13 protein-coding genes are annotated in these 12170 nt (G+C 72.0%); 8 read left to right on the top strand and 5 right to left on the bottom strand.

The window, feature by feature from the left end; translation table 11 throughout:
* Positions 1–17 precede the first annotated feature (17 nt).
* The 3 genes from ACSNOG_RS04990 to ACSNOG_RS04980 all read left to right on the top strand — a co-directional run bounded on the left by ACSNOG_RS04990 (position 18) and on the right by ACSNOG_RS04980 (position 3185).
* Positions 18–425 (top strand): ATP-binding protein, encoded by a 408-nt coding sequence (locus ACSNOG_RS04990; RefSeq protein ID WP_436751285.1) that lies wholly within the window; start codon positions 18–20, stop codon positions 423–425.
* Positions 426–627: 202 nt separating this feature from the next.
* Complete coding sequence (locus ACSNOG_RS04985; RefSeq protein WP_436751284.1) at positions 628–1851, top strand: beta-ketoacyl-[acyl-carrier-protein] synthase family protein; 1224 nt, start codon at positions 628–630, stop codon at positions 1849–1851.
* Positions 1852–2051: 200 nt separating this feature from the next.
* Positions 2052–3185, top strand: a complete 1134-nt coding sequence (locus tag ACSNOG_RS04980) for a PP2C family protein-serine/threonine phosphatase (RefSeq protein WP_436751283.1) — start codon at positions 2052–2054, stop codon at positions 3183–3185.
* Positions 3186–3344: 159 nt separating this feature from the next.
* Here ACSNOG_RS04980 and ACSNOG_RS04975 read toward each other — a convergent pair whose 3' ends face one another.
* The 3 genes from ACSNOG_RS04975 to ACSNOG_RS04965 form a co-directional block, all read right to left on the bottom strand.
* Positions 3345–3932 carry a GNAT family N-acetyltransferase gene (locus ACSNOG_RS04975; RefSeq protein WP_436751282.1) on the bottom strand — a complete coding sequence of 196 codons (588 nt, stop codon included), beginning with the start codon at positions 3930–3932 and terminating at the stop codon, positions 3345–3347.
* 151 nt (positions 3933–4083) lie between these two features.
* Entirely contained in the window at positions 4084–4941 is an 858-nt protein-coding gene (locus ACSNOG_RS04970; protein WP_436751281.1) for a maleylpyruvate isomerase N-terminal domain-containing protein, read from the bottom strand.
* 207 nt (positions 4942–5148) lie between these two features.
* Positions 5149–5373, bottom strand: coding sequence for a TNT domain-containing protein (locus ACSNOG_RS04965; protein WP_436751343.1), 225 nt, complete (start codon positions 5371–5373; stop codon positions 5149–5151).
* Positions 5374–5559: 186 nt separating this feature from the next.
* Here ACSNOG_RS04965 and ACSNOG_RS04960 point away from each other — a divergent pair, with 186 nt between their 5' ends.
* The 4 genes from ACSNOG_RS04960 (at position 5560) to ACSNOG_RS04945 (ending at position 8493) form a co-directional block, all read left to right on the top strand.
* Positions 5560–6105 (top strand): GNAT family N-acetyltransferase, encoded by a 546-nt coding sequence (locus ACSNOG_RS04960; protein WP_436751280.1) that lies wholly within the window; start codon positions 5560–5562, stop codon positions 6103–6105.
* A 58-nt stretch (positions 6106–6163) separates the two neighbouring features.
* Complete coding sequence (locus tag ACSNOG_RS04955) at positions 6164–6640, top strand: DNA-binding protein (RefSeq protein ID WP_436751279.1); 477 nt, start codon at positions 6164–6166, stop codon at positions 6638–6640.
* A 190-nt stretch (positions 6641–6830) separates the two neighbouring features.
* A complete protein-coding gene (locus tag ACSNOG_RS04950; protein ID WP_436751278.1) occupies positions 6831–7733 on the top strand; it encodes an aldo/keto reductase in 903 nt (300 codons plus the stop codon).
* Positions 7734–7977: 244 nt separating this feature from the next.
* A complete protein-coding gene (locus ACSNOG_RS04945; protein WP_436751277.1) occupies positions 7978–8493 on the top strand; it encodes a GNAT family N-acetyltransferase in 516 nt (171 codons plus the stop codon).
* Between the two features lie 111 nt (positions 8494–8604).
* Here the strand turns inward: ACSNOG_RS04945 and ACSNOG_RS04940 are convergent, their stop codons facing one another.
* Positions 8605–9369: an HNH endonuclease family protein gene (locus ACSNOG_RS04940; RefSeq protein WP_436751276.1), complete on the bottom strand. Its 765-nt coding sequence runs from the start codon at positions 9367–9369 to the stop codon at positions 8605–8607.
* 319 nt (positions 9370–9688) lie between these two features.
* Here ACSNOG_RS04940 and ACSNOG_RS04935 point away from each other — a divergent pair, with 319 nt between their 5' ends.
* Positions 9689–11470 (top strand): protein-arginine deiminase family protein, encoded by a 1782-nt coding sequence (locus ACSNOG_RS04935; protein ID WP_436751275.1) that lies wholly within the window; start codon positions 9689–9691, stop codon positions 11468–11470.
* 22 nt (positions 11471–11492) lie between these two features.
* Here ACSNOG_RS04935 and ACSNOG_RS04930 read toward each other — a convergent pair whose 3' ends face one another.
* The gene (locus ACSNOG_RS04930; protein ID WP_436751274.1) at positions 11493–12041 is read right to left on the bottom strand and encodes a DUF4232 domain-containing protein; all 549 of its coding nucleotides are present in this window, start codon (positions 12039–12041) and stop codon (positions 11493–11495) included.
* Positions 12042–12170: the final 129 nt, after the last annotated feature.

The following is a 12170-nucleotide window of genomic DNA, read 5'->3' as shown; positions in this document are numbered from 1 at the left end:
TCTCTGCAGGAGAATCGATGCGCCGAGTCCTCACCACAGTCGCCATGGCCGCAGCCGCCCTGTCGTTCGGATCGGCCGCAGCCGCCCAGGCCGCCGGCCCGGCGGCCTCCGCGGACCTCGGCGGGCTCACCGCGACCGATCCCGGCAGCCTGGGCGAGACGGTGGACAGTGTGGCGCGGAAGGCAACGGCCGTCGCCGGGGACGTCGGGAGCAAGGCGGTGAAGCGGGCGGTTCCTGCGGCGGGCAAGACTGCCGGTGGGACCGTGAAGCACATGACGGCCTCGACCGAGCGGACTGTCGGCGGGCTCGCGGGGGCGGCGGGGGTCCTGGTGGGCGATACGGCGAAGTCGGCCGCCCGGGGCGGGCAGCCGGGCGGCGCACTGCCGACCGGTTCACTCCCCCTGAAGGGAGTGCCGCTGCGCTGACCGCTGCCCGCGCCCGAGCAGCACGAGGCGGCGCACCAGAGCGTTGTGAATGATCATTTCCTACAAATCCCGGACGCCGAAATCAGTTGGCTGCGGCATCTAATTGCCCGTCACCCCCTTGGCAGAGTGGCCATTGAGCCGAGCTCTCCCCGCGACCAGCCCTGCGGGGAGTTGTATCTCTACTACAAAGGGGGTTCGCTCAGTGAGCGCTTACACCGATGATGTGGTCGTCACGGGCCTGGGAGCCACGACACCCCTCGGCGGGGACGTGGCCTCGACCTGGTCGGGGATGCTGGCCGGGGAGTCGGGGATCAGTGCGATCGAGGAGGAGTGGGCGGCCGGGCTGCCCGTGAAGATCGCCGGCAGGCTGAAGACCGAGCCCACCGAGGTCCTGGACCGCGTGCAGGCCCGCCGCATGGACCGCTGCGAGCAGATAGCGCTCGTCGCCGCCCGCGAGGCGTGGGCCGACGCGGGCCGGCCCGGCGTCGATCCGCACCGGCTGGCCGTCGTCATCGGCACGGCCACGGGCGGCGCCCTGACCATGCTCGGCCAGGACGACGTCCTCGAAGCCTCGGGGGTGCGGCGCGTGTCGCCCCACACCGTCCCGATGCTGATGGCGAACGGCCCCGCCGCATGGGTCAGCATCGACATCGGGGCCCGCGGCGGCACTCACACCCCCGTCAGCGCCTGCGCGTCCGGGGCCGAGGCCATCGCCATGGGCCTGGACCTGATCCGGCTCGGCCGCGCGGACGTCGTCGTGGCGGGCGGTACGGAAGCCTGCATCCACCCGCTGCCGCTGGCCGGATTCGCCCAGGCCAAGGCGCACTCGACGCGCAACGACGCGCCCCTGCGGGCGTCCCGCCCCTTCGACACCGACCGTGACGGATTCGTCATCGGCGAGGGCGCGGTCGTGGTCGTCCTGGAGCGCGCCGGATCCGCGGCCTCGCGAGGGGCCCGGGCACACGCGACGCTCGCCGGCGCCGGCGTCACCTCGGACGCCCACCACATCACGGCCGCGCACCCCGACGGCCAGGTCCGCGCGATGCGCCTGGCCCTGGCCTCCGCCGGCCTGGACCCCCTGGCCGTCGAGCACGTCCACGCCCACGCCACCTCCACGCCCCAGGGCGACCTCGTCGAGGCGCAGTCGATCAGCGAGGCCATCGGCACGCACCCGGCCGTCACCGCGACCAAGTCGATGACCGGCCACCTCTTCGGCGCCGCCGGCGCGATCGGCGCCCTCGCCACGATCCTCGCCGTGCGCGACGGCGTCATCCCCGCGACGCAGAACCTCGAGAACCTCGACCCCCAGGTGAAGCTCGACGTCGTCGCAGGACAGCCCCGGCACGGCAGCCTGACGGCCGCGCTCACGAACTCCTTCGGCTTCGGCGGGCACAACGCCTCCCTCGTGTTCACACCCGCTCCCTGAGCCGCCGCGGACCGCTGCCCGGGCTCCGGCTCACGCCGGGGCCGGTGCCGGTAACGGTGGCGGTGGCGGTGGCGGAGCCCGTGCCGGTGTGCGTACCCGTACGGCCGCACGGCCGCACCATGACTGGCACCCGCAATCGCGCCCGAGGATGCTTGATCGTGTCGTACGGTCCGACGGCACCAACGAGCGGGAGCAAGCACGTGAGGGCACCGAACGCAGGGCGCGCCGCGGAGCGGAGCCGGTCCCCGCGCCGCCTCCAGCTGCTGCCGGTCGCCCTGCTCGTCGGTGGCACGGTCCTCGACTACAACACCCCACCGCGCTTCAGCGCCGAAGCCTTCTACACCGCGGCGCCGATGGCGGCCGCCGCACTGCTGTCGCTGCGCGCGACGATCCTGGCGGGCATCGCCGCCTGCGCCGCCGACTTCGCACTGCTCACCCACTTCGGCCTCATGGGAGGTCCCGGGGGCCGCAGCGAACTGGCGGCGGTCGCGACGATCTCGGCCATCGCCGTCGTCGTCAACCGCCTCATGTACTACAGCGACGTGCGGCTGCAGTCCGCGCGCAGGATCGCCCTCGCCGTACAGGACGCCGTACTGCCGCGGCCACCGGCCGCGCTCGGGCCCGTGCGGATCGCCGTGCGCTACGAGTCCGCCGTGAAGGACGCGCAGATCGGCGGTGACCTCTACGGCGTGCAGGACACTCCGTACGGCGTGCGCTGCCTGGTCGGCGACGTGCGGGGCAAGGGCATGGAAGCCGTCAAGGCGGTGGACGTGGCGCTCGGGGTTTTCCGGGAGGCCGCCGACGACGAACCGACGCTCGTACGGATCGCGGCCAGGCTGGACCGGGCGCTGCTGAGGGAAGCGAAGCGGCGCCCGGGACCCGAGCGCACCGAGGGCTTCGTCACGTGCGTCCTGGCCGAGATCCCGCCCTCGGGAGACGAACTGCGGCTGGTCAACCGCGGTCATCCGCCGCCGTTGCTGCTGCGCGGCGGCGCGGTCCGGAGCATGGAACCGTCCGAGCCCGCCCTGCCCCTCGGCCTTACGGAGCTGGGGGCCGTCGAGGAGCGGACCGATGCCGTGCCGTTCCCGCCGGGCACCACGCTGCTCCTGTACACCGACGGCCTCAGCGAGGCGCGCGACCGTTCCGACACCTTCTACGACCCGGTGGCCCGGTTGACCGGGCGTGACCTTCCTTCGCCGGACGCACTGCTCGACGCCGTCCTCGCCGACGTGCGCCGTCACACCGGTGGCCGCATCACGGATGACCTGGTCCTGCTGGCCCTCGCCCGGAGCACCGGGGACGCGGCGGAGGGAGGAGGCGCCGACAGCGGCTGAGGACGAGACCGAGACGGGGGTACGGCACCACCGGCGGCTACGGCTTGTGCTCGCTCCCCTGCAGTGCTTCAGGGCCTCGTGTCAGGGCATTCGTATCAGGGCACTCGTGTCACGGCACTCGTGTCAGGGCACTCGTGTCAGGGCACTCGTGTCAGGGTCTCAGGACGCCTGCCGGGCCGCCCGCCACTCCGGCGCGAGCACCGACCAGATCTCCTCGTCGTGACGCTTCCCCCGGTACAGGAAGCTCTCCCGCAGCACGCCGTCCTTCGTCATCCCGAGCCGCCGGGCCACGGCGATGCTGGCGGTGTTCTCCGTCGACACCCACCACTCCACGCGGTGGATGCCGCGCTCCTCCACGGCCCAGTCGATCACCGCGCGCGCCGCCCGGGTCACCAGCCCCTTGCCCACCGCGGCCGGCTCCAGCCAGCAGCCCGCCTCGGCGACGCCCTGCTCGACGTCCAGCCTCCGCAGCAGGAACCCGCCGACCAGCGTGCCGCCCCACCGGATGCCGTAGAGGCGCCCGGTGTCGGCCGCGGCCCTGTCCGCGTACGTCCGGAGGAACGCCCGGCTCGAGTCCAGGTCCGTGACGACGTCGGGCAGTCCGTTGTGCTGCCCGATGAATTCCCGCCCGCGGTCCATGTGGGCCAGGAACTCCCCGGCCTGCCACGGCTCGAGCGGGCGCAGCTCCGCGCTGCCGTCACGGCCGCCGTGGCCGCCGTCGCCATCGCCCAGGGGTATTGCGTACATCGTCACCTTCCGCGGTCCGGAACCAGCGCGCCTTCGGAAGGATCTTCGCACGGACGCTGTCATGGGGTGCGCGACGCGGACAGCCCCGTTCGGTGAGGAGCGCGCCGCCCCCGGCAGCGCCACCCGCGCCGAAGAGAGCAAGGAACGGCCTTCAGGGGCCGGCGATCAGTTCGTTGAGGCGCACGGCGAGCCACGGCCTGCGGCCGCCGGCCCGTATCCGGCCGCGGGCGATGGCCCTCCAGAGCGGGGTGCGCCGGAAACTGATCAGCAAGAACGCCGCCGGTTCCGCGGTGATCCTGCAGTCATAGGTCCGGGGCGCCGCGTCGCGGGTCACCGTCGCCGTCCCGTCGTCGACGACCACCGCCAGGCGCGGGCCGCCCTTGATGACGACCTCGAACGCGATGTCGACCCCTCGTGCCTTCGTCTCGTTCAGGGCGAGCGGCATCACCGCCGGCATCGACTGGCCGATCACCAAGCGCGCTTCGTCCGCTCCGACCGTCCACGGGAGACGGGCGCCGCGCGCGACGTCGAGTCCGTGGAGGAGGCTTTCGCTGAGCATCAGCCCGGTCGCCGCCGCCAGCGTCAGGACGACCTGCTGTCCGTACCAGGGGGTTCGTACGGGTGTGCCGGGGGCGAGGTCCCGGGTGACGTGAAGGAACCTCTCTCCCCGCTCGGTGACGAGGTCACCGAGATGCCGGCGCTCCTCGGCGTCCAGGAGCCCGATCGACCGGGCGTTGACCGCAGTGATCCGCTCGGTGAACGGACCGTCGTCCGGCGGCAGGACGCTGTCCCAGTCTGCGAACTCCCCTGTGAAGGCTGAGCAGTACGCCAGGTAGACGGCGCAGAGGTGCGCGCCGGCATCGCCCACCGTCCACGGCGGCACGCCGGAGAGGGCGTCCACGTCGGGGGCGGCGCGCAGCAGACCGGCCAGGCGCGGGATGACGGCGCGCAAGGCGGCGCGGGTCCGGTCGTGCTCGGCAACGGGGTCGACACTGCCGGCAGCGCCCACGGGACACCCCCTGACGGTGGACGGGCGCCCGCAGGCTACTCCCGGCGCACCGCACGCAACAGGGGCTTCCCCGAATCAGCCGTCCGGGATGAGCTGGAGCAGCAACTGCCCGCAGGCCGCCTTTCGATGCGGTAGAGGCGGCCGGGACTCCGGCCGCGCGCAGGGCCGCGAGTGCCCTACGCCGCTCGGCGGGCTCGGCGGGCTCCGTCACGTCCGCTTGAGATAACCGTTGTCGACCAGCCACTTCACGTTGAGCTTGGGCTTGGGGGCGCCGGGGACGAGTGCCGCGTCGAGCTGGATCTGCTGTCCGCCGTCGGCCTGCTCGAACCAGGGGGCGATGCTGCCCTGCCAGACGGTGAAGGACTTCGCCACCGTGTAGACGTGGTAGCCGCTCAGCAGCGGGCCGACGGGCTTCTGCGACGGCCCCGGCAGGGTGTTGACGGCGGGCCCGAGCTGGGGGTTCTTCGGATCCAGCGCCCCCGTACGGGGACTCGGGGCGCTCACGTGCTCGTATCAGCTGCCGTGATTGTGCACCAGCCTCTGCGGCCCCGCCCCAGGCGAATTGTGCGATTCATTTATCCGATCGCTCAGCAGGCAGGGCCGCATTAGGTTGACGCGGTGACCGAACTGCGAACCGACCGGCTTGTGCTCCGCGCGTGGCGGGAGTCCGATCTCGCCCCCTGGGCGGCCATGAACGCCGATCCCGAAGTGCGCCGGTACTTCCCGGAGGTGCTCACCCGGGAGCAGAGTGAGGCGTCTGCCGCCTCGTTCCAGGGCGACCTCGACAGGCGCGGCTGGGGATGGTGGGCCGTGGAAGTCGTGGCGACCGGTGAATTCATCGGGTTCGCCGGACTGGACCCGGTGGAGGAGGACATGCCGTTCACCGGAGTGGAGGCCGGCTGGCGTCTGGCCCGTACGGCATGGGGGCACGGTTACGCCACCGAGGCCGCACTCGCCGTGGTGGACTTCGGCTTCGGCAGCCTCGGCCTGACGGAGATCCTCGCGGTGACGACGGCCACCAACGTCCGGTCGCGGGCGGTGATGCGCCGCATCGGCATGACGTACGACCCCGCCGACGACTTCGACGACCTGAGCGTGCCCGAGGGCCCGCTGCGCAAGAACGTGGTGTACCGGCTCCGGGCCGGAGGTTCCATGCGGAATTGAACAACTTGTTCACAACGTCTAGTTGACAACGTCTTACGCGCATCGCCATCATGATCACATGTCGTCGATCCCCGAGCAGTCCACCGAGCAGCCCGCGCAGCAGTCCGCCGACCCGTTCGCGCCCCCGCACGCGGACCAAGCGCGGGCGCAGCGCGTCTACGCGTCCCTGTTCCGCATCGCCGAGCGGCACGCGGCCACCGATGAGCAGCGCCGCCGCCAGATCCACCCCTCCGTCCTCGGCCCTCACGAGGCCGTCCGGCTCGTGTCGTTCCTGCTCAGCGGTGCCGCTCAGCCCGTCGAAGGCGAGCCGGAGGTGGACCGCACCGACATCACCGCCGCCCTGAGCCTCGTTCCGACGGCCCGGGGCGAGATGGACGAACTGGAAGCCGGTCTCCTGCAGATGGCACGGGGACGCGGCATGACCTGGCAGGAGATCGCCTTCGGTCTGGGGCTCAGCACCCCGCAGGCCGCCCGCCAGCGGTACGAGCGCCTGGCCGGCCGCATCACGCCGGAGGGGGAACAGGGGCCGGAGTAGGGGGACTCGGTCCGTCGGGCTCTCGCGCCGCGTGTGGCCTCTCGCACCACGTGGGCTCTCGCACCACGTGGGCTCCCGCACACGTGACGATGTGACGATCATCCCCTCGGCCGGGCCTTCTCGGTGCGGATGCGGACGTCGCATACTCCGATCTCCGGTCCTTCCGGACCCTTGATCGAGAGGAACGAGCATGCTCCCGAAGACGCACGGCGCCGCGGCCGCGGGCACCTGGAAGCTGGGCGACCTCGTGGTCAACCGCCTCGGCTACGGGGCGATGCGTCTGACGGCGAACGCGGACGGGAGTCCCGGCGACCGCGAGCGGGCCGTCGGGATCCTCCGCCGGACGGTGGAGCTCGGCGTGAACCACATCGACACGGCGGCGTTCTACTTCTCGCCGCTGCGCTCCGCCAACGAGCTCATCGGCAAGGCCCTCGCCCCGTACCCGCAGGACCTGGTCATCGCGACCAAGGTGTGGCCGGGCCGGAACCCGTCCGGCGAGTGGTGGTGGGCCGAGCCGGGTCAGCTGCGTGGCCAGGTGGAGGAGAACCTGCGCCAGCTCGGCCGCGACCACCTCGACGTGGTGAACCTCCGCGTACCGAGGAGCCGCAAGACCGGCTCGGTCGCCGAGCACTTCGGTGTCCTCGCCGAATTGCGTGCGGCAGGGCTCATCCGGCACCTGGGGCTGTCCAACGTCACTGCCGCTCAGCTCGCGGAGGCCCAGGACATCGCACCGGTGGTCTGCGTCCAGAACGCGTACACCGTCGGCGCACCCGAGGAGGAGAACGCGCTGCTGCGCTCCTGCGGCGAGCAGGGCATCGCGTTCGTTCCCTTCTTCGCGATCGCCGGCGCCGGGCGCGAGGCCGGGGCGACGGCCGGCATGGAGGACGAGCGGGTGTCGGCGGTCGCCGGTGCGCACGGCGTGTCGACGGCACAGGTCAAGCTGGCGTGGACGCTGCAGCAAGGGCCGCATGTACTGGCCATCCCGGGCACCGGCGATCCGGCCCACCTCGCCGCCAACGTGGCAGCGGCCGCCCTGAGGCTGACGGACGAGGAAATGACGCTCCTGGGCCGCTCCCTCGCCGACGGACGGTGAAGGAAGGAATCCCGAGAGCCGACGCCGGCCGGGTGGTAAAGTTCAGGTGTTCGTATCCGATTGCGGGAGATTCCGGGAGGTGAAGTCGATGACCGTACTCAAGGCCACTGCCGTGCGCAGCGCCCGGATCATCCTCACGTCCCGGGCGACGGTCTGACCGCATCCTGTCGTGCCCTGCCGGGAGCGTGAGCTCGCGGGGCGACACCTACACGAACCTCACCATGGAACGGATCTCCGTACCGTCATGACCACTCGCATTGACTGGATCACTCGCGCCGAGACCAGTGCCGACCTCCCTGTCGTCCGCGACATCGTCCTCGCCGCGTTCGACACCCCGCTGGAAGCCGACCTCGTCGACGCACTGCGCACCGACTCCTCGTGGATCGAGGGCCTGTCGATCGTCGCCGCCGGCGCCGACGGCAAGGTGGTCGCTCACGCGCTTCTCACCCGCTGCCACATCGGTGACGTCCCGGCGCTGTGCCTGGCCCCCGTCTCGGTGCTCCCCGAGTACCAGCGGACCGGTGCCGGCTCCGCGGCGATCCGCGCTGCCCTGGAAGCCGCGAAGGGCATGGGCGAGCGCTTCGTCACCGTCCTCGGCCACCCGGAGTACTACCCGCGGTTCGGCTTCGGGCGGGCCTCGGCCCACGGCATCGGGCTGACCATCGACGTCCCGGACGAGGCCATGATGGCTCTCGCCCTCGACGCCGCCCACCCGCTGCCGGCCGGCACCGTCCGCTACGCCGCGCCGTTCGGCATCTGATGCGGGGCCGCCGGGCGGGACGTGCCGACGTCCCGCCCGGCGGCTGCCGCGCTCTCCCGCGGCGAGGGCAGCGGGCACCCCCTCACGAGGGCAGGTGCGCGTGCCCGGCGTTCAGGACGTACAGGTGCCCAGCATCGTCGTGAGCATCTTCTTCTCGTCCTCGGTGACGGTCAGGCCGTAGGTGGACTTCACGGAGGTCCAGGCCCGCCCGTACACGCACCAGGCGGTCTTGGCAGGGGGCTGCCACTGGTCGGGGCTCTGGTCGCCTTTGCTGCGGTTCGTCGCCGCCGAGACGGTGAGCAGTTGCGGGTGCGTGAGGTCATTGGCGAGGGCCTTGCGCCGGTCGGTGTCCCACTGGTCGGCACCCGAGCGCCAAGCGTTGGCCAGCGGCACGATGTGGTCGATGTCGACCTGTGAGGCCGCGGTGAAGGCCTTGCCGTCGTAGAGGCTCTGCCAGGTGCCGGAGACCGCCCGGCACTCCGCGTCGCGCTTTACGTCCTTGCCGTCGCGCCCGAGGATCGTCTCGCGCGTGTCGCACTTGTTCCCCTGCTGGGCCCAGTGCGGGAACTTGTCGCGGCTGTAGCCGGTCATCGGGCGGGGCTTTGCCACCGTCAGGCCGTTCAGCTGCTTCTTCGCTTCGCCCGCCGACGGCAGGGCGGGAAGCCCGGCGTCGCCGGCGCCGCCGGGCTTCGCGTCTCCGGACCCCGGCCCGGGGGCCGAGGCCGAAGCCGAAGCCGAAGCTGCGGGAGGCGTACTCCGGGGGGACTTCGCCCCGTCCGCACCGTCCTTACTGTCCTTGCCGCAGGCCGCGAACACCATCCCGGCCGCACACACCAGCGCCACACCCGCGCCGACCCGCACCTGATGCCTCGTCACTGCCGCGTCCCCCATCCCTCGTCCCCGGTCCTTGCCCGTCGCCGCAACGTTCCGCTGCCAAGCTGCCCGCCGCATAGATCCACAAACAGAACGAAAATGCCACTCAAGTCCCTATACGGCAAATCCGGCACCGAGAAGCACAGGTCGCGCTCGATGTCACGCGCCGCCCGCGGGCTGACGAGGGGTTTGCGGCGTTCACGGCCTGCCGATCTCCACCCCTGAGTGGAGAAGCTCCACCCCGGGCTGGACACAAGGGTGCAACCGGAGTTCCACCCGGTGGCCGATGCCGGATGATGCCCCGCGGCGCGACAGTGAAGGCATGAAGAGAGCACTGACCAGGCGGGCACCCGTGGCGGGCGTGCTGGCCTGCGCGGCCGTCGTCGCCACGCTGATCTCCCCCGCCGGCGCCCAGGCCTCGGTCCTGCCGGCGCCCGAGCTGCGCACGCCCGAGGGCACCACCGTCCTGCCGAACCTCGACGACGACGCCCGGCGCTGCACCCTGCGCCCCGGCGACTTGGACCGGCTGGACGTGGCCGTCGACGAGCGGCTCGCCGCCTGCAATGACGCCGCGGACGAGGTGGTCAACGGCCCTGCCGACGCCAAAGACCTCACCCCGCTGAAGGTGGCGCCCATAGCCGTGAGCGGCCGCGCGGACGGCAGGGTCTTTGTGCCTGCCGCCCAAAGCCCCTATGCCCGCGTCTTCGTGGTGCGTGACGGGAAGTTCGTCTCGCTGGGCACCGACGGCCGGTTGAGCGCCGGGGAACTCCGGCGCGGGGTTCAGCTGGCCGTCGAAGCCCGCGATGTCGTGCGGGACCGCAAGCGGTGGGACGGCCGGATCGAGGTGATGCTGTCCGTAACGCAGCGCGGGACCACCAGGACGGCTCGGGCGGACCTGCACGTGGCACCCGTCCTCCTGCAGCACGACCTGCAGCGCGCGCAGCACGTCTTCGCCGCCGCTCCGGGGCCGGGCGAGGGGCAGCCCGTCGAGGTGCCCGCCGCCACCCGGCCTCCCGGCCAGTGGCAGGAGTTCGCAGGCTCCCTGCGCAAAGCCGCCGAAGAGTCCGGCCTGCCCGAGAGCAGCGTGCGGTTCCAGCCCGGCACCGCGCAGTGGTGGAAGGACATCTGGCGCCAGGACATCGCCGAGCCGGGTTACGTCACCAGGACGACGCCCCGCGGCCGGCAGACGCTGCGCATCCTGCTGCGCTCCCCCAACTACTGGACGTCCGCCGACGGCCGCTCCGCGAGCCTCCGCCGCGCAGGGCGGCTCCTCTACCGCGACCTGCGCGGGCCCGACGTGGGCGTGGTCCAGCAGTACACGCCCACGTCCGGGCGCGAGAAGAACGTCGACGAACTGCTGAACTTCACGGGCAACTTCGAGTCGCTGCCGCCCTACGCCGGCCATCCGCAGGGCCGGGTGCTCTACGGCAGCAGCGCCGATCGCCGTCCCGACCCGGCGTTCGTCGGCATGCTGAAAGCCCAAGGGCAGCAGCCCTCGGTGGTGCTGGACACCTCCTGGCTGCTGGTCGGCCACGTCGACGAGACCGTCCACGTCGTCCGGGCGAACAACGCACGCGGCTGGACGCTGGCCGTCTCCGACCCCCGCAAGGCTGTGGCCCTGCTCGAACAGGCGCGGCGAGCGGGCGAGGGCGGTCAGCGCCTCTTCGCCGACACGGTCGCGGAGGCCAAGCCGACCGTCGACGAACTCCTGCGCTACGAGCGGCACGCCGGCGACAACGAGGACGCCGCCCGGCACATCGACGGTCAACTCGCGGTCCTGCTGCGGGAAACCGGCCTCAAGCCGCAGGAGATCGTGCGGCTCCCGGTCCTCTACTACAGGGTCGAATCCGGCGAGGGCCTGCCGCGCCGCCACATAGCGCTCTCCCCCGCCCTGGCCAACGGACTGTCGCTGACCGCCCGGGACTTCGCCGCCCCCAGCCCGCACGGTCCGCGGGTCGCAGGCCGTGACCTCTTCCGCGCCGAGACCGAACGCGCGCTGGCCGGAGGCGGCGTACGGGTGCACTGGGTGGAGAACTTCTCCTGGGCCCACCTCGGCGGCGGTGAAGTGCACTGCGCCACGAACGCCCTTCGCGAGGTCCCGTAAGCCGTAAGGACCGACGGCAGCGTCAGGCCACGGTGATGCTGCGGGCGAACGCCGTTACGGAGAGCTGGCCGTTGGTCACCATCTGCTCGAAGGGGATCGTCAGGTGGTCGCGGGATGCCGGAGGCGTGATGCGCAGGTAGCCGGCCTGCACCATCCGCGGGGCGTCGGCGTGGGCCCACGCCAGAGCGGCCTCGGCGGAACCGCCGGGCTGCAGAAGGAGGGTGCTCTTGCCGGGATCGGGGATGAAATAGGTACTCCCCCACGAGGTGGTCGTATCGACCGCCTTGTGGTGGGCGTCCTCGAGCTGCAGGCCGGGGTAGCCGCGCAGTGCGCAGGCGCGGCCGGAGGTGTTGGTCAGCACCAGCACGGTTCCCACGTGGGACATGCCGTTCTGGTGGCCCCCCTTGTCATCCAGCGAGGCGCGCAGGCCCGATACGTCGCAGGTCGGGGTCCGCGCGGCGGCCGGGGCGGCCGAGGCGGTCGCCGCGCCGCCGGCGACGGTGACGGCCGCCGCCGTCGCCGCTATGGCCACGGCCGTGGCCGCTGACCTGCGCAGGGTGTTCCGTAACATCGCGTCCCTCCAGCATTCGAACGTCTTTACTTTCCGGCTACCTCATCCTGGCCCGTCCATGCCTCCCCGGTCACCGGAAACCCCCGGGTATGCGGCGAGGGGGGTGGCGCCCCTGGTGAGGGGTGCCAC

The sequence above is a fragment of the Streptomyces sp. URMC 124 genome (assembly GCF_051386455.1).
Taxonomy (GTDB): Bacteria; Actinomycetota; Actinomycetes; order Streptomycetales; family Streptomycetaceae; genus Streptomyces.
This window is presented reverse-complemented; position numbering and strand designations above follow the sequence as displayed.

What these genes read in the sequence shown, in the direction of transcription:
- ACSNOG_RS04990 (WP_436751285.1), top strand. Translation starts at nt 18, where the DNA reads ATGCGCCGAGTCCTCACCACAGTCGCCATGGCCGCAGCCGCCCTGTCG.
- ACSNOG_RS04975 (WP_436751282.1), bottom strand. Translation starts at nt 3,932, where the DNA reads ATGTACGCAATACCCCTGGGCGATGGCGACGGCGGCCACGGCGGCCGT.
- ACSNOG_RS04955 (WP_436751279.1), top strand. Translation starts at nt 6,164, where the DNA reads ATGTCGTCGATCCCCGAGCAGTCCACCGAGCAGCCCGCGCAGCAGTCC.
- ACSNOG_RS04950 (WP_436751278.1), top strand. Translation starts at nt 6,831, where the DNA reads ATGCTCCCGAAGACGCACGGCGCCGCGGCCGCGGGCACCTGGAAGCTG.
- ACSNOG_RS04945 (WP_436751277.1), top strand. Translation starts at nt 7,978, where the DNA reads ATGACCACTCGCATTGACTGGATCACTCGCGCCGAGACCAGTGCCGAC.
- ACSNOG_RS04935 (WP_436751275.1), top strand. Translation starts at nt 9,689, where the DNA reads ATGAAGAGAGCACTGACCAGGCGGGCACCCGTGGCGGGCGTGCTGGCC.
- ACSNOG_RS04930 (WP_436751274.1), bottom strand. Translation starts at nt 12,041, where the DNA reads ATGTTACGGAACACCCTGCGCAGGTCAGCGGCCACGGCCGTGGCCATA.